14 protein-coding genes are annotated in these 16,234 nt (G+C 62.9%); 3 read left to right on the top strand and 11 right to left on the bottom strand.

Features of this window, described 5'->3' with window-relative positions; genetic code table 11:
* The 3 genes from lysS to prfB all read right to left on the bottom strand — a co-directional run bounded on the left by lysS (position 1) and on the right by prfB (position 3,129).
* Positions 1-1,521: a lysine--tRNA ligase gene (gene lysS / locus EPB08_RS09275; RefSeq protein ID WP_130618805.1), complete on the bottom strand. Its 1,521-nt coding sequence runs from the start codon at positions 1,519-1,521 to the stop codon at positions 1-3.
* Between the two features lie 104 nt (positions 1,522-1,625).
* Positions 1,626-1,964: a hypothetical protein gene (locus tag EPB08_RS09270; RefSeq protein WP_130618804.1), complete on the bottom strand. Its 339-nt coding sequence runs from the start codon at positions 1,962-1,964 to the stop codon at positions 1,626-1,628.
* 39 nt (positions 1,965-2,003) lie between these two features.
* A protein-coding gene (gene prfB / locus EPB08_RS09265; RefSeq protein WP_130618803.1) for a peptide chain release factor 2 occupies positions 2,004-3,129 on the bottom strand; the annotation gives its coding sequence in 2 pieces (ribosomal slippage) (positions 2,004-3,053 and positions 3,055-3,129; 1,125 coding nt in all).
* A 152-nt stretch (positions 3,130-3,281) separates the two neighbouring features.
* Here prfB and EPB08_RS09260 point away from each other — a divergent pair.
* The gene (locus EPB08_RS09260) at positions 3,282-4,583 is read left to right on the top strand and encodes a retropepsin-like aspartic protease (RefSeq protein WP_229238278.1); all 1,302 of its coding nucleotides are present in this window, start codon (positions 3,282-3,284) and stop codon (positions 4,581-4,583) included.
* 116 nt (positions 4,584-4,699) lie between these two features.
* Here EPB08_RS09260 and asnB read toward each other — a convergent pair whose 3' ends face one another.
* The 4 genes from asnB to EPB08_RS09245 form a co-directional block, all read right to left on the bottom strand.
* On the bottom strand, positions 4,700-6,373 hold the full coding sequence (gene asnB, locus EPB08_RS09255) for an asparagine synthase B (protein ID WP_130618802.1): 1,674 nt from the start codon (positions 6,371-6,373) through the stop codon (positions 4,700-4,702).
* A gap of 92 nt (positions 6,374-6,465) precedes the next feature.
* Entirely contained in the window at positions 6,466-6,594 is a 129-nt protein-coding gene (locus EPB08_RS21355) for a hypothetical protein (protein WP_267873346.1), read from the bottom strand.
* 51 nt (positions 6,595-6,645) lie between these two features.
* The gene (locus EPB08_RS09250; RefSeq protein WP_130618801.1) at positions 6,646-7,038 is read right to left on the bottom strand and encodes a SpoIIAA family protein; all 393 of its coding nucleotides are present in this window, start codon (positions 7,036-7,038) and stop codon (positions 6,646-6,648) included.
* A 124-nt stretch (positions 7,039-7,162) separates the two neighbouring features.
* On the bottom strand, positions 7,163-7,453 hold the full coding sequence (locus tag EPB08_RS09245) for a 2-hydroxyacyl-CoA dehydratase (protein ID WP_130618800.1): 291 nt from the start codon (positions 7,451-7,453) through the stop codon (positions 7,163-7,165).
* A 252-nt stretch (positions 7,454-7,705) separates the two neighbouring features.
* Between EPB08_RS09245 and EPB08_RS21050 the strand changes: the two genes are divergently transcribed.
* The gene (locus EPB08_RS21050) at positions 7,706-7,882 is read left to right on the top strand and encodes a hypothetical protein (protein WP_165418459.1); all 177 of its coding nucleotides are present in this window, start codon (positions 7,706-7,708) and stop codon (positions 7,880-7,882) included.
* 41 nt (positions 7,883-7,923) lie between these two features.
* Here the strand turns inward: EPB08_RS21050 and EPB08_RS09240 are convergent, their stop codons facing one another.
* Positions 7,924-8,337: a GFA family protein gene (locus tag EPB08_RS09240; RefSeq protein ID WP_130618799.1), complete on the bottom strand. Its 414-nt coding sequence runs from the start codon at positions 8,335-8,337 to the stop codon at positions 7,924-7,926.
* Positions 8,338-9,058: 721 nt separating this feature from the next.
* Here EPB08_RS09240 and EPB08_RS09235 point away from each other — a divergent pair.
* A complete protein-coding gene (locus tag EPB08_RS09235) occupies positions 9,059-10,036 on the top strand; it encodes a hypothetical protein (RefSeq protein WP_130618798.1) in 978 nt (325 codons plus the stop codon).
* A gap of 149 nt (positions 10,037-10,185) precedes the next feature.
* On the opposite strand, the gene EPB08_RS09230 is transcribed toward EPB08_RS09235, so the two are convergent.
* The 3 genes from EPB08_RS09230 to EPB08_RS09220 are packed head-to-tail and all read right to left on the bottom strand — an operon-like array spanning position 10,186 to position 16,231.
* On the bottom strand, positions 10,186-11,079 hold the full coding sequence (locus tag EPB08_RS09230) for a DUF4434 domain-containing protein (RefSeq protein WP_165418457.1): 894 nt from the start codon (positions 11,077-11,079) through the stop codon (positions 10,186-10,188).
* A gap of 5 nt (positions 11,080-11,084) precedes the next feature.
* Positions 11,085-13,997, bottom strand: coding sequence for an NfrA family protein (locus tag EPB08_RS09225; RefSeq protein ID WP_130618796.1), 2,913 nt, complete (start codon positions 13,995-13,997; stop codon positions 11,085-11,087).
* Complete coding sequence (locus EPB08_RS09220) at positions 13,994-16,231, bottom strand: glycosyl transferase family protein (protein ID WP_130618795.1); 2,238 nt, start codon at positions 16,229-16,231, stop codon at positions 13,994-13,996. Before EPB08_RS09220 ends, EPB08_RS09225 begins: the two co-directional genes overlap by 4 nt.
* Positions 16,232-16,234 lie beyond the last annotated feature (3 nt).

Genomic DNA, 16,234 nt, shown 5'->3' with positions numbered 1-16,234 from the left:
TCAGGCCTCCGGGCGCATATAGGGGAACAACAGCACGTCACGAATCGACACCGAACCGGTCAGCAGCATCACCAGGCGGTCGATGCCGATGCCCAGGCCGCCCGTCGGCGGCAGGCCCACTTCCAGTGCGCGGATGTAGTCCGCGTCGAAGTGCATGGCCTCGTCGTCACCGGACGCCTTGGCTTCCACCTGCGCCATGAAGCGCGCGGCCTGGTCTTCCGGGTCGTTCAACTCGGAGAAACCGTTCGCCAGTTCCTTGGCGTTGATGAACAACTCGAAGCGGTCGGTGATGCCCGGGTTGGTATCGCTCTCGCGTGCGAGCGGCGACACCTCGACCGGATGATCGGTGATGAAGGTCGGCTGGATCAGGGTGTGCTCCACCGTCTTCTCGAAGATTTCCAGCAGCAGGCGGCCCCAGCCGAAACCTTCCTTCACCTGGCAACCGAGGCGCTTGGCGTGCGCGGCCATCGCCTCGCGATCGCGCAGCTCTTCGCGGCGGATGTCCGGGTTCAGCTCAAGCACGGCGTCTTCCATGCTCCAGCGGCGGAACGCCGGGCCGACGTCGATCTCGTTGCCTTCCCAGTTGAGTTTGGTGCTGCCGATGACGTGCTTCGCGGTGTCGCGGATCACTTCCTCGGTGAGGTCCATGATCTCGGTGTACGTGGCATACGCCTGGTACAGCTCGAGCATGGTGAATTCGGGGTTGTGGCGCGTGGACACGCCCTCGTTGCGGAAGTTGCGGTTGATCTCGTACACGCGATCGAAACCGCCGACCACCAGGCGCTTGAGGTACAGCTCCGGCGCCACGCGCAGGTAGAGGTCCATGTCGAGCGCGTTGTGATGCGTGACGAACGGACGCGCCGTGGCGCCGCCCGGGATCACGTGCATCATCGGCGTTTCCACTTCCATGAAGCGGCGCGGCTCGGCTTCGAGCCACTTGCGGATATGGCCGATGATCTTGGAGCGCTGCGCGAACGTGCGGCGCGCTTCCTCGGTGACGATCAGGTCGACGTAACGCTGGCGGTAGCGCTGTTCCACGTCGGCCATGCCGTGGTGCTTGTCCGGCAGCGGGCGAAGGCTCTTGGTGAGCAGGCGCAGCTTCTCCACCTTCACCGACAGCTCGCCGGTACGCGTGCGCATCAGCACGCCCTCGGCGCCGACGATGTCGCCCATGTCCCAGCCCTTGAACGCCTTGTAGGTGTCCTCCCCCACCGTGCCCTGGTGGATGAACAGCTGGATGCGGCCGTTGAAGTCCTGCATCTGCACGAAGGCGACCTTGCCCTGGTCGCGCTTGAGGATGATGCGGCCTGCCACCTTCACCTGGCGGCCCAGGGCCTCGATGGCTTCGCCGGTCCACTTCTCGACATCGGCGAATTCGGCCTGCAGGTCGCCTGCAAACGCATCCATCTTGAAGTCGTTCGGAAACGCCACGCCCTGCCCGCGCAACGCCTTGAGTTTCTCGCGGCGCTCGGCGATCAGCTTGTTCTCGTCGATGGGCTGGATATCGGTCGGTTCAGTCATGAGGTTTCCGTAGCTGCCGGCGCCCGCGCGCTTTGGCGGACGCATGTCTAATGTTCATCCGATCACCGGACGCGCGGGACCATGCTTGCCCGCTGCGCTGACGGTCAATCGTCCTTGCCGAACACGTGCTTTACCGCGTGCTTGGTGGCGTCCCAGCCCTCTTTCGCACCATGCCCGATGCCCTGGCCGGCTTCTTTCGCGCCGTGGCCGACCGCGACACCCACATCCCTGGCACCGTGCCCCACCGTGACAGCCGCATCCTTGGTGGCATGCCCGACGTTGCGGCCCGCATCGCCAATATCCTTGCCCGCTGCCTTGGCATCCTGCTTGATGCCCTGGCCGGAGGAGGACGATGTGTCCTCCTGCTGCGCGAAGGCTGCACCATGGAATGCCACCAGGGCTGCCCACACGACCAGAATCCGGAAAGTCTTCCTGCTGTTCATGCGGGCAATGCCTCCGTTGGCAAATTCCATGGCTTGCGATCAGGCATCCACGCGCTTGGCGCCCGCATCCAGGCCCGACTTCAGGCTGGCCTCGATGAATTCGTCGAGGTCGCCGTCGAGCACCTTCTGCGTATCCGAGCGCTCGATGCCGGTGCGCAGATCCTTGATACGGCTCTGGTCCAGCACGTAGTTGCGGATCTGGCTGCCCCAGCCGATGTCGGACTTGGAGGCTTCCAGCGCATCCTTCTCGGCATTGCGCTTCTGCAGCTCCAGCTCGTACAGCTTGGCTGCCAGCATTTTCATCGCGCGATCGCGGTTGGCGTGCTGGCTGCGTTCGGTCTGGCAGGCCACGACCGTATTGGTCGGGATATGCGTGATACGCACCGCCGATTCGGTCTTGTTCACGTGCTGACCACCGGCGCCGGACGAGCGGTACACGTCGGTGCGCAGATCGGCCGGGTTGATGTCGATATCGATGTCGTCATCGACTTCCGGCGACACGAACACCGAGGTGAAGCTGGTGTGGCGGCGGTTGTCCGAATCGAACGGGCTCTTGCGCACCAGGCGGTGCACGCCGATCTCGGTCTTCAGCCAGCCATAGGCGTAGTCGCCTTCCACACGGAAGGTGGCGGACTTGATGCCGGCCACTTCGCCGCCGGAGACTTCGAGCAACTCGGTCTTCCAGCCACGCGATTCGGCCCAGCGCAGATACATGCGCAGCAGGATTTCCGCCCAGTCCTGCGCCTCGGTACCACCGGCGCCAGCCTGGATGTCCACGAACGCGTTGTTGGCGTCCATCTTGCCGGAGAACATGCGCTGGAATTCCAGCTTGGCCACCTTGGCCTCGAGGCTGGCCAGATCGGTGACGACGGACTGGATGGTGTCCTCATCGCCATCGGCGGCGGCCATCTCGAGCAATTCGCTCGCGTCGGCCAGGCCGGCCGTGAGGCTGTCGATGCCGTTGACGATGGTGTCCAGGCGGGCGCGTTCACGGCCCAGTTCCTGCGCGCGCGGCGGATCGTCCCACACGGTGGGGCTTTCCAGTTCGCGGCTTACTTCTTCGAGACGCTCACGCTTGGTGGCGTAGTCAAAGATACCCCCTAAGCGACTCGACGCGGCCCTTCAGGTCCGCAATCTGCGCAAGGATCGGATTGGTTTCGATCATGGATGGGAAATCATGGGAAAACGGCCTTGCATGGTAGCAGAGCGAGGCCGGATCGGGGGTTCCCGCCCCCGGCAGGAGCCAGCGCCGGCACCGCATGAAACCGTCACCGTGGCTCCCTATACTCCGCGCTCCTACAACGCAGGGAAGCGCAGATGGCATCGTGGATGGCGAAGGTTGGCAGTGCCGTGCTCATGGCGGTAGTGGCAGGTACGCCACTCATGGCGGAAGAAGCCGCGCCTCCGGCCGTGACACCCGTGCCCCCCGCCAGCATGACCCTGCGGCAGGCACTGGATGCCGTCAACCAGTCGCTCAGTCGAGTCGACGTGCCGCTGTTGCTCGACATCTACCAGCACAACCCCGATCCCATTGCCCACGTGCTGGCCGCCATGGCACTGGAACGCATCCACTACAACCTCGACAAGGCCACCGAGGACGCCCGCCTCTGCGAGAAGGAGCTGATCGGCAAGCGGCCGGGCGTGGCGCTGTACTGCGCCCGCCTCGCCAACGGCAACCTGCGCCTGGCGCAGGGCGCCAAGGCGGCGGAAGCCGACGAGCTGGACATGGTGAAGCGGTTCGCCGGCCGGGTACCGCAATCCGAACTGGACAGCATGTCGACCTACGTGGCTGCACGCCGCGAGACACCGGAGTTTCGCCTGAGCAAACCCGAGGGTGATTTTTCCATCCCGCTGCTCAAGGCTTCCTATGACCAGCGCGGTGCACTGCGGGTGGAGGCGGCCAATGGAGAGTCGGCCCGCGTGACGCTGGATACCGGCGCAGGGCCGCTCGTCCTGGACCAGGACACTGCCGAGCGACTGGGCGTTCGTTCCGTCGGCATCGATGGTCGTACCCGGGGCGTGTTCTCCAAGAACATTCCCACCGAACACGGCATCCTCGAATCCGCGCATATCGGCGAGATCACGCTGGAAAACGTGCCGGTGGAGATCGTACCCGCCGACCGGCACCTGATCGGCATGGACATCCTTCGCCTGCTGGGTGCGTTCCGCCTGACTCAGCGCGAGCTGATCGTCTACGGCAAGGACGGCAACCGTCCCGCCTGTGACGATCCCATGCTGGTCTCGACCAGCGTGTGGGCCAACAGCCTGCGTGCCGTCACCAACCTGTCCATCAATGGCACGCCGCGCACCACCCTGCTCGACAGCGGCAGCGCGTTCTACCTCAACGGCAACCAGGCGGCGATGGACGAAGTGAAAGCCATCTACAACCGCCGCATGCGCATTCGCGATGTCGGGGCCACGCATGCAGCGCGCGTGAGCCAGGCCACCGCCGAAGTGATCGTGTCAGGCCAGCCCATCCAGATGACGTTCGGCGTGTTCCGCGATGCCGACCTGCCGTGGAGTTACATCCTCGGCAGCGGCTCGCTGGGCGACATGGACTTCTTCTTCGACTTCGATCGCCGCCACACCTGCGTACTGGTGCACGACAACCTGCACTGACAACTTCTCATACGCATGATTGTGGGAGCGCACCCTGTGCGCGACTGCGGCGAAGCGCAGGCCTGCTGCTTGCGCCAGTCGCGCACAGGGTGCGCTCCCACAGGTAGAGCCTGGACTCAGGTCAACGCCTGCTGATGCACATCACGCACCGCTCGCCCGGACGGATCCGCCGCCGCGGCAAACGCCGGGTCCCACGCCAGTGCCGCCGGCGACGAACAGGCGATGGACTTGCCGCCAGGTACCGTCTCCGCACAGGCCTGACCCGGATAAAACTTCTCGAAGATGCGGCGATACAGGTACGCCTCCTTGGTGGCCGGCGTGTTGTGCGGATAGCGCGTGGCCGCCGCGGCAAATTCGCGGTCACTCACCGTCTGCTCGGCATGCGCCTTCAATCCGTCGATCCAGCCATAGCCGACGCCATCGCTGAACTGCTCCTTCTGTCGCCACAGGATGCTGTCGGGCAGCGCACCCTGGAACGCTTCGCGCAGCACGGCCTTCTCCATTCGTCCCTGCCCGGCCATCTTGTGCCGGGCGTCCATGCCCATGGCGACGTCGAGGAATTCGAGGTCTAGGAACGGCACACGCGCCTCCACGCCCCAGGCCATCATCGACTTGTTCGCGCGCAGGCAGTCGTAACTGTGCAAGGCATCGAGCTTGCGCACGGTTTCCTCGTGGAAGGCCTCGGCCGAAGGCGCCTTGTGGAAGTACAGATAGCCGCCGAAGATCTCGTCCGACCCTTCGCCCGACAGCACCATCTTCACGCCCATGGCCTTGATGCGGCGTGCCAGCAGGTACATCGGCGTGGAGGCGCGGATGGTGGTGACATCGTAGGTTTCGATGTGGCGGATCACCTCGGGCAACGCATCCAGGCCTTCCCAGAAGGTATAGACGAAGCCGTGGTGCACCGTACCCAGCGCATCTGCAGCCACCTGCGCCGCCGCGAGATCGGGTGAGCCTTCGAGACCGATGGCAAAGGAATGCAGGCGCGGCCACCACGCTTCGGCCTGGTCGTTGTCCTCCACGCGCCGGCGCGCAAACCGTGCGGCACACGCGGCGACCAGCGAGGAATCCAGCCCACCCGACAGCAGCACGCCATAGGGCACATCGGTCATCAACTGGCGGTGTACCGCCTGCTCGAATGCCTCGCGCAACGCGTCCGACGAAACCGCGTGGCCCTCGGTACGCGCGTAGTCACGCCAGTCCTTCCGGTAGTACCTGTGCAACTCGCCGTCGACGCTGTCGTACACATGTCCCGGGGGAAACGGTGCGACGTCCGCGCAGATGCCGACCAGGGCCTTCATCTCGGAGGCCACGCACAAGCGTCCCACGCTGTCGTGTCCCCAATACAACGGACAGACGCCGATCGGATCGCGCGCGATGACATAGCGCGCGGCCTCGCTGTCCCACAGCGCGAAGGCGAATATCCCGTTGAGCCTGCCCACCCACTCCGCCGGCGATCCCTGTTCGCGATACAGCGCGTTGATCACCTCGCAGTCCGAGCCCGTGGTGAAGTCGTAACCGCTGGCGGCACGCAGCTCCCGGTGGTTGTATATCTCACCGTTCACGGCCAGGGCCAGCTCGCCGTCGCGCGAACGCAGCGGCTGTGCGCCACTGGCGGGATCGACGATGGCGAGGCGCTCGTGCACCAGGATCACGCCGGCATCGACGAACACGCCGCTCCAGTCGGGCCCGCGATGACGCTGGCGTTGGGACAGTTCCAGCGCCTGCTGGCGCAGGCTGGCGAGGTCGTCGCCGGGTTGCAGATCAAACATGCCGAAGATCGAACACATGGGATGGAGTTCCTGGTTGTTTTTCGCGAGGCAGAAAAACAAAAAGGCCCGCTGTGAGCGGGCCTTTTTGCGTGTGTATGGATCTGTGTTGCTTACACGCCGGCCCACCCGTCATTGCGGGTATTGTTATTGGCGTTATTGTTGTTCAGCGCGCGCACGTGCTCGTTCGCCACCGCGGATGCGGCGACCATGGCAACGATACGGGCGTGAAGAAGCGTCATGACAGCGACTTCACCACAGCCTGCGTGCCGTGGCAATAGGAGAAAAAGGTTTCAGGTGTTCCCTTCTTCTTCCGGCGGCCGGGGCTCGCTGATCCATCCCAGCGCCTGGTCGATCTCAGCGTTGCGGAACAACTTGAAGTGCGCCGGGATCGCGAAGCCCATGGCCAGCGAGGCAACCCGAAGCCATTGCACATCGGTCACCAGCGCCACGCGATCCCAGCCGCTGAAGTGCCGGAAACCGAGCATCGCATCGTCCCACATGGCTCCCGGATCGAATCCGGTGAAGTCCGGACCGACGTGATAAAGCAGGCGAAGCTTGCGATTGAGGGTGAATGCGGCCTCGATATCGGGCACGAGCACACGCTCATAGTCCGTCGCCGTCACCTGCCCGCTGGCACGAAACCCCAGCGCTCCCGGCGGAAGTCCGCTGATCTGCTCAATCATGTTCGCCTCCCGACAAGCTCATCCCGTGTATCGCAGAACGGCTGTTACGGAGGCGTCACGGGCCGCTCTGCCGGCAAGTGCCCATCCCGTGACGGCATTCAAGCAAGGCGACGGGACGTCGTGCTCAAGGCTGCCCGTCTTCCACCTGTCGCTTTGTCCGACGCTTGCGGGCAACTGCCGGCGCAGCTTCCGCAGCGGCGATCAAGCCCTGGAGATAAACGACGCCCTCCTCTTCGGGAAAGAAGGCGATCACATCCGCAACGCTCAGGTGGTAGCGATCGCGCAACGACAGAAATTCGCGCCTGGCACTTTCCATCGGCGACTCAGCCGTGCGTCGTTGGCGCTGTTCCTTTTCCTTGTCCAGTGCAGCCAGTTCTTCCTGAAACTGACGATAAGCGTCTTTGTTGATATTCATCGCGGAGCGTCAAGGGGGAGCGATGTGGGGACTTTCATTGTGACATGACGGAGACAAAGACAGCCGGACTCTTGCGCGAACATGCCTGCCTCCACCTTGTCCGATACATGCCGCCGGATCGTACGATCCCTGTCGGACAATGATTTGACCGTTCATAAGTTTTGCGTTCGCTATATCGCGCAGAGAACTTAACCGGTCCCGAACACGCCGATCGATAGTCTGAAATCCCCGCGACAGAATCGAGGAGTGCTTATGGACACCGCAACTCTGGATACACCCTTTGCCAGCGAGGAACAGTTCCCGTCTACCTTGCGCACATCGGCCGAGCCCGTCGACGGCTATGTGCTGGACCCCTGGTCCGGTCTCTACAGGGAAACGGAAGCCACGTACCGCAACCGTCAGCAATCATCTCCAGGCATGCCATCCTGATTCCGAACAACCCCGCCATGCGCGGGGTTTTCTTTGTGCAGCTAATTCCCGTGTTCGAGGAATTGCGGCAATCCGTCGGTGATGGTGAACCAGGCGGCCTTCGAACCCACGAAAATATGCTTGTCCGGTCGTATGGACGGCTCATCCACCAACGTCCCCATCGCGACGTGCACGAACTGGCCCTCGCGAACCACGGAATAGAGCAGCGAACCGCAGCGCCGGCAATGCAGGTCGTAGCCCTGCTCATCCCCGAAACGCGTGGCATCGGCTTCACCCTCAACGATCGACAGCTTGCCGCGTTCGATGCCGGCTAGTGGCTTGAATGCCGAGCCCGTCGTTCGCCGGCATCGCGAGCAGTGGCAGTAGACCGCGTAAACGAAGGCGTCCTGCACGGCATAACGCACCGCGCCGCATAGGCACTGGCCGGCCAGTGATCGACAGTCTTTCGCACTCATCGACATATCCGCCTCCCTATCGCAAAGTTCGCGAGACCCGCACTTCGTAAAATCCTGACTGCTACACCGTGCGGTACACGTTTACGCACTCTCCGCATCGCCTTCACGCGGCCGTTGGCCAGACGAAAGGCACAACACGGATACCTGTCACGCCATAGTCTTCGCATGACGGGATAATGTGCTTTGAGCTCATCGCTTTGTGCCGATTATCTCGATCTTCTGTTCCTTGAACTCAATACCATCTGCGACAGCATCACGCGTATGGCGCAATGTGCGTCATTTCAAGAAACACGCGAAAGTCACAAAAAAACGACGAATCTAACCAAAATTTGATCAACGGTTGGATCGATTCGCTAGACTCCACCCCGCCAGCAGAAACCCGGTGCGTGATTCCCGGGTACGCGTCATCCACCCCGCTCAGGAAGGGCGATATCGATCAACTCGGGCGCTGCATGCCGAGTTCGCATCGGTCACCCCGTGGCACGTCGTCTTTGCCGGTACCCCGAATGGCTTTCGCCCACCACCTCTGGCCTCGCGCTCAGGGGAAGGGGGAGGCCGTTCTATGGACGACTTTTACCAGTGCTCGGATGAGCACGACTAACCCGATGCCACCGACTTTCACCGTGGCATTGCCGACATGTCGTGGCCAAAACCAGTTGCCTCTGTGCCACTCATTCCAATTCCGGGTAAGGGATCGCCCAAGTACGCGAAAACCTATTCAATGACTAAACTCGCCATTGCCGCAAAGAAGTTCCTTGTTCCTGTTGCAGTTTCGATGTCGCTTTATGCCGCCTCGGCGCCGCTGTCGATGAATGCCCATGCGCAGGCAGCCGCCGCCATCAAGGCGCCGATCTACGGTGTCACCGTGGACGATGTGTCCAACATCAATGCGATCGTCACCTCGCTCACCAAGCTGCCGTACAAGCCCACCGTGCGCGTCGTGTTCGACCCCGGTACCACCGCCGCCCAGTACTACCCCGCCCTGGTCAAGCTGCACACCGTCGCCTACGTGATGGGCGAGATCATGGACTCGTACTACTTCCCGACCGACATCAACACCTACACCGCCCGCACCAAGGAACTGGTCAACGGCTTGAACGGTACGGTTGACGTGTGGGAAATCGCCAACGAGATCAACGGCGAATGGCTGCGCGCCAACCCGAACGGCAATGCCGCCACGGTCAATTCCCAGGAGCAGGCCATCGGCCAGATGGTGACCGCTGCCCACAACATCGTGAAGGCTGCCGGTGGCAAGACCGCGATCACGCTGTATTACAACAACGATCCCAAGGGCAACAATTGCTGGGAGAAGACCACGGACAACTGGCGCACCTGGCCGACCACCTTCCTGCCCAGCACGGTGCTGCAGAACACGGACTATGCGTTGTTCAGCTACTACCCGTACCAGGATTGCCCGGGCCTGACCCCGAACTGGACGACGGACTTCGCCGCCCTGGAAGCCATGTTCCCGAATGCCAAGGTCGGCTTCGGTGAAATCGGCACGTCGAGCATCAAGGCTCCCGTGTCGGTACAGAACAACCTGATCACGACGTACTACCCGATGGTCAATACGCTCAAGGATCCGAAGTTCATCGGCGGTGTCTTCTGGTGGAACTACGCAGAGGAAATGGTGCCCTACACCAAGTCCTACTGGACCACGCTCAACCAGACGATCGCCCCGCTGAAGGCTCCGCAGTAACCGCTGCGAGCGATTCAAGACGCTGTAACCCTTGGCCATGCGTGCGATTCGCGCACATGGGCCAAGGCACGAAACGCCCCGATGGGGCGTTTCGTTTTTTCCGGTTCGGCGAATTTTCCGCTGACGAACGCTTCGACCGACCGCACCGACTAGCGCGGCAGTACGCCATCGGCGACCGGCAAGTAACGCAGCTCGAAAAACACGCTGTCGCCGCCGCATGGCGCGCGGCGTGCCAGAGTCGCATCCGCATCTGCTGGCGACAGCGCGGTCGCCGTGAACGCCTGGTCCGTACCGGTCTGTCGGAACATCTCATAGACGAATCCCTGGGCATGGGCTCCTTCGCACTGTCCGGCAGCCGCCAGATAGAGATTGCGCGCCCCTTGCTCCAACCGCTGCGTGCCCGCCCCGTCCTGCACCCAGGCCCGCACGCCGCTGCGCTGCACGTCGGCCACCAGCGCCGCGTAGCTGTCGGGCGCCATATGACCCGCGAAGAACGACGTCACGTAGACGGGTCGCGGCGCGATGCCGTCGAGCTGGCGTTGCTCCGTGGACAGATAATCACGAAGTTGTACCCGGGCCTTCGGATCGTTCCAGCGGACATCGTCGATCTCCATCGGGAGATACCAGCCGGCAATTGCGTCGCTGCCGAGATCGGCAACCCATCGATGGGCGACTTCGGCGTTGCGCCGGGACAACGACTGCAGGTAGCCGGTCATCTCGTCGCCCTTTTTCTGGTTCTGCACCGTAAAGAAGGCGGGATCGCTACCCAGTCCGAGCACGATATGCAGGCCAGCGGCACGTGCATCGCGCACGCGCTGCAGCAGCCACGCATGCTCGTCGGGGTTGGCGAAGGCATCGCCGTACTGGGTCCATTGCACGACCAGCGTGTCAAACCCTTGTTTGCGCACCTCGGCAAAAAGCCTGGGCCATTGTGCCGCTGCCACATCCCTGTCCCGCCGCTGCGGTTGATAGATGACCGCCGTCGCCGCCGCCGTCCAAAGCGGCAGCGCCACCAGCAGCACGCCTGCAAGCCAGCGCAGCAAGGCTTTCACCATTGCGTCCTTACGATGAGGAACACCACGTTGTTCTCGCGAAGATAGCTTGTAAAGGCATGCTGGCCTTCGAGCGCCAGGCTCAACCGATGCGGATACGCGTCGTAGTGCGTTTCGCCATACCAAAGGTTCCACTGCAGGCCGAGGCCCATGCGGCCGTCCTTTTCGTAACCCAGCCCATGGGAACGATCGATACCCGTGTATTGCAGGTGGACATAGGGCTCGATCGTCTGTCCCTCGATCAGCTTGTGCTCCCACCCCAATGTGTAATCCAGGGTGCCTACACCCTCCTCCGCGCGAAGGTAATAGGCAAGGTCGACATAGAAATTCTGCGCGATCCAGCCCTGTACCGAGGCGTGCCAGTCGTCGCTGAACTGCGTCCCGAACGCCCACGAACCGCTTGCGCGCAGCATGGTGTCGTTATGCGTGTCCTGGTTGTTGCTCAATGGCGTCTGCTGCTCGACCGTGAGGACGATGTTCTGTGAACGCAGGGGCTTCCAATGCAGGCCGACGCCGAGCATGGGCGCATTGACCGGCCAGAAGCTTCCATTCTCCCCGCTGCCCGCGAATACGCGCGCATAAGCCGCAAGCGTATTCATATCGCCACCGGTCAGGCTCGGATCGAAGCGGTACTGCCCTTCCAGCTGCAGATAACTGCGATAGGACACGCCCGGCGCCGCCGCGTTTGCCGCCGACGATACGGAGTCGCCCAGGGACATGTCGGCGTTGAAACGCCACGACCGGCCCAGGTCTTCGTGCAAGCGCCGCAGGTTGTAGAGCTGCTGGTCGTCGTCTTCCTGTGGATCGTTGCTCGATGCCACAGGATCACTGGACGGACCCAACTGGTCGATGGCCTTCGCGGCATAGGCTTGCGCCTCCGCGTTGTCGCCCATCTGCTGGTGCACATACAACAGCTGGCGAGTCAGCGCCGGATCATCGGGATTGGCCTTGCTTGCGCGCTCGAACTGCACCCTGGCCTGGTCCGGCTTGCCCGCCTGCAGATAGGCATAACCGAGAGACGCGGCGAGTTGCGGATCGTCCGGTGCAAGCAGACTGGCGCGCTGCAGGGAAACCAGGGCCTGTTGCGACTCGCCGGCCTGTGTCTGCAGGGCGGCGAGGCGCTGGTAGTAGCGTGCATCGGGGTGCAGCGCGATGGCGTTTTCCAGATCACTGCGCGCCAGCGTCGGGTTGCCTGGCTCATCGGCCTGTGCGAGCAACCACCAGTAGTTGTGGTCCTTGGGTCCACCCTGCGCGGCATAGGTATCCAGCCAGGATCGCGCTATCGCCGGCTCATTGATGGCAAGCGCCGTATTCGCGGCTGCAAGCAGGTCATCGGGCTTCATATGCGCCACCGGCACCGTCTGCCAGGCCTTCAGCGCCGTCTCATAGTCCTTGGCGCTGTAGGCCTCGTAAGCCAGTGCACGTGTCACATCACCACCGGGATCACGCCGGCTTGCCTGCTGATACGCGTATTCGGCCAACCCTTGCCGGTCACTGCTGTAGCAGTCGCCCAGCTGTCGCCACAGGTCGGCGGGATAGTCCGGCGAAAAGTCGGACATCACCGCGCGAATACCGTCGCAATCATGCAGTGCCCCGAGCACGCGCACCTGTGCCATTCGCAGCGGCACGTTGTCCAGCGGCCGGCTTAGCTTGCCGCGATCGTCGGCAGAGGCGAAGAGCGCGGGTTGCTCGCCAGCGAGTACGGCCAGACGCGCAAACAGGGACGCGGACGCGGGATTGCCGGTGAAGGGATACGACGCCATCAGCAGCGCCTTCGCATCCGAAGGCGAACCGGCTTCCATCAACCGGTAACTGAGGGGATCGAGCAGGCGATAGCCCTCGGGCTGGGCGATCAAGGCTTCGGCCTCTGCACGCGCGTCGGCATAGTCATTCTGTTCGAGGTACAGGGTGAAACGCTCTTCGCGGAAGCTGTCGGCGGGAAGCCGCGCAAGCATGCGCTGGGCCGCGGCATGGTCTCCATGGGTCATGGCCTGCGGTACCAGCAGCCGCGCCTGAAACATCGTATTGGCGGGATAACGCGGCGTGTATCCAGCCAGCAGCGTCGGCTGGATGCGCCCCGTCTGGGACATCAGGTATATCCATTGCCGCTCATCGGTTTCCTTGTCAAAAGCCGGCTGCCGCGATCCCAGGTACGCCGCCAATTGTTGGCGATTGCCGGTATTGGCAATGGCTTGCGCCAAGGCCAGATCCTGCGCCGGTGCATCGAGTCCGCCCCGCGACTGCAACTGGCGCGCATCATCGAGCTTGCCCTGTTTGAGCAGCAGTTCAAACCATTGCCCGCGCTCCTCGGCGCTCAGCTTGTCGTCGCGATCCAGGATCGCGAACTGTGCTTCGGCGCGCTGACTGTCTCCGAGATAGATCGCGCGCTGGGCCAATGCATGCCGCAGTGCGCGCCCCTCGGCGCTGCGGGCGAAGTCCGGCGCGGCCAGCTCCGTTTCCACCTTGGCCAGGTCGCCATGATTCAGGTCGTCGAAGCCCCGCTTGGCACGACAGACGTTCCCGTTGTCCGTTTGGCAGTTCACGACTGGCGCGCCGACACTCGCCTCCCAGGCGCGCAAGCGCGCATCGTCAGGCGTATAGCGCTGCTGCTCATCCATGACCTGCTTGGCCTGCGCGGCATGGCCGAAGTGCCGGTATGCCTCGGCCAGGTCGAGCGCCGTGTCGATATTCCGTGGCGCCAGTTCGCGTGCGCGAGAGAACTCCGCGATCGCCTTGCCCTCATCCCCTGCCCGCAGGGCGGCATAGCCGGCCTGCCGGTGTGGGTACACCACGAACTGCTGATAGCGGCTCGACTCCGTATCGGATGACTGGCCAAGCGCACAGGCAGGCCACGCCGGCGCCATCACGAAAAACGCTACGGCACACCCGGCAGGCCATGACCTGTTCACGCTGCCCTCTCTTTGGGTGTGACCCGGGGCAGCAACTCTCCCGCATCTTTCGCCAGCAGCCCGACAAGTGTCGGCTGCAGCGAACGCTGCAGCGCAAGCGCTCGATCCAGCGTGTCGCGACTGATGACGCCCTGCTCGACAAGAAACTCTCCGAGCGGCTTCCCACTGCGCGAGTGACTGAGCAGCAAAGCCCTGAACGCGACCTCGTCGAGATGTCCCTGTGCCACCAGGATCTCTCCCAGCATCACCTGGCGGGAAACATAACGCTCCCACAGCCTGGACCAGCGCTGAGGCCTCTCACCCGCGCACCGCGATGCGACATCCATCAAGAGGCAGCGCTCGTTGTCACGATGGCGCACGTGGGCGTAGCAGCAACGCAAGCCCACGGTGACCTGGCCCTTGTGCGCGATGACGTAACGCACCGGGCGCTGCAGCTGCCGCGCGATGGCGGCGAGGGATACCGGATCGATGTAGGACTCGCTCGCAAGCACGAGCTTGCCGTACTCGACACGCAACGGCAGCACCGCGTAGTGCAGCGCGACGCTGGCGGGCACCGAATCGAGCAGCTCCTGCGATATCTCCGCCAGGTTGACCGACTCGCAAGGAACGCCGATCTGGTCCGCCATTGGCTTCGCCAACTGCTCCGCCGTGATCAGCCCCTCGTGGATCAATGAGCTGCCGATACGCAGGCCGTCAATTCGACGCTCTGCGGCATCGGTCATCTTTGCCCTGGAGATGGAACCATTCTCGACCAGCAATTCGTCGATCGACCGCTTGATCCGGTTCTCGCCACCAATACTGGGAAAGTCGTGCGTGGTCTTGTCCCAGGCAACCCGGCGTGGGTCGCCCGTCTTGATGATCTGGCGTATGGCCCTCCAGTTGGCCAGGAAATTGACCAGGTTGCCCCACAGCAGCCGCGGAACCGAAAGCAGGCCCTGCTTGACGCCGTAATACCCCGAAACGAAAACGACGCGCTGAAACACCCGGTTGCACATGAGGACGATGTTTGTCGTCAGGATCGCGTTGAACCAGGGTCGACCTTCAAAGATCGACACGAAACGCGGCGCACTCGGCCACACCTGCTGGAACACCCAGGTAGCCATCAACTGCAACAGGATGAGCATGGCCGCGAAACTGACGAAGTTGTTGATCGCGCCCTTGCGATCCCGCCACAGGAAATAGTTGAGCACCGGCCCGCGCGACCAGCCATGTGTTCTATAACCTTGGTAGACGATGCCGATGATCCAGCGCGACTTCTGCCGCACGGCGGTTTCCAGGCGGTCGGGGAAGTACTCGCGCACGCAGATCACGTTGCAATCGCGCGCGTTCTGTCCAAGGTGGCTGGTCTGCGGATGATGCCGCTGATAGCGCAGCACCGGAAAGCGAACGAAGATCTCGGCCATGCCCCATTCCTTGAGGCGCAAGCCGATGTCGTAGTCCTCGGTGAGGCTCTGCACATCGAACGCGACGCCGTTTCCGGCGTCGATCAGGGCCAGGATGGCGCGCCGGCTGAAACAGGTGCCCACGCCGGCGCTGGGCACCTGACCCGCCAACGCTTCGCGCACCGGTATGTCCTTGCCGTGCAGTTCAGCGAACTCATCCAGGTAATGCAGGCTGGTGAAGTTGTTCCACTGCCGCTCGAACGGGTAGACGGGAATCTGGATCAGATCCTTGCGCTCGACGAGAAAGTTGAACAGACGCAGTTCGAGCCCGCAGACCACATCCTCGGCGTCATGGAGGATGAATCCTTCAAACGTCACGCGTGCCCGGCGCTCGAACTGGAGTATCGCATCGAGCACGTTGTTGAGGCAGTCGGCCTTGCTGGTCGGCCCGGGGCGCGCACACACCACCTTGTGCACATTGGGAAAGCGGGCACATACCTCGTCGACGTCACGCTGGGTGTCGGGATCGTTGGGATAGGTGCCGACGAAGATGTGGTAATTCTCGTAATCCAGCGTCGTGGCGGCCAGCTCGGCCATGTTTCCGATGACACCGGTTTCGTGCCAGGCCGGCACCATGATCGCAAGCGCCCTTTCCGCCGGGCGATACAGGTCGTAATAACAGGCGCGCCGCTGCTTGCGGTAGATGAACAGCGACTTCCAGAGCCGCCGCAGCCAATAGACGATATCGATGAAAAGATCATCCAGACCGCTGATCAACATCAGCACCGCGATCGCCGTGACGACGACGCTCAGGCCGTAGAGATAGATCGAGAATGCATCCAGCAACCACATGCT

This window comes from Dyella amyloliquefaciens, assembly GCF_004296575.1.
Classification (GTDB): domain Bacteria; phylum Pseudomonadota; class Gammaproteobacteria; order Xanthomonadales; family Rhodanobacteraceae; genus Dyella; species Dyella amyloliquefaciens.
This window is presented reverse-complemented; position numbering and strand designations above follow the sequence as displayed.

Excerpts from the sequence above, each read along its gene's own strand:
- EPB08_RS09220 (WP_130618795.1), bottom strand. The coding sequence starts at position 16,231 with ATGTGGTTGCTGGATGCATTCTCGATCTATCTCTACGGCCTGAGCGTC.
- asnB (WP_130618802.1), bottom strand. The coding sequence starts at position 6,373 with ATGTGTTCGATCTTCGGCATGTTTGATCTGCAACCCGGCGACGACCTC.
- lysS (WP_130618805.1), bottom strand. The coding sequence starts at position 1,521 with ATGACTGAACCGACCGATATCCAGCCCATCGACGAGAACAAGCTGATC.
- EPB08_RS09260 (WP_229238278.1), top strand. The coding sequence starts at position 3,282 with ATGGCATCGTGGATGGCGAAGGTTGGCAGTGCCGTGCTCATGGCGGTA.
- EPB08_RS21355 (WP_267873346.1), bottom strand. The coding sequence starts at position 6,594 with ATGACGCTTCTTCACGCCCGTATCGTTGCCATGGTCGCCGCATCCGCG.
- EPB08_RS09250 (WP_130618801.1), bottom strand. The coding sequence starts at position 7,038 with ATGATTGAGCAGATCAGCGGACTTCCGCCGGGAGCGCTGGGGTTTCGT.
- EPB08_RS09270 (WP_130618804.1), bottom strand. The coding sequence starts at position 1,964 with ATGAACAGCAGGAAGACTTTCCGGATTCTGGTCGTGTGGGCAGCCCTG.
- EPB08_RS09240 (WP_130618799.1), bottom strand. The coding sequence starts at position 8,337 with ATGAGTGCGAAAGACTGTCGATCACTGGCCGGCCAGTGCCTATGCGGC.
- EPB08_RS09235 (WP_130618798.1), top strand. The coding sequence starts at position 9,059 with ATGACTAAACTCGCCATTGCCGCAAAGAAGTTCCTTGTTCCTGTTGCA.
- EPB08_RS21050 (WP_165418459.1), top strand. The coding sequence starts at position 7,706 with ATGGACACCGCAACTCTGGATACACCCTTTGCCAGCGAGGAACAGTTC.
- EPB08_RS09245 (WP_130618800.1), bottom strand. The coding sequence starts at position 7,453 with ATGAATATCAACAAAGACGCTTATCGTCAGTTTCAGGAAGAACTGGCT.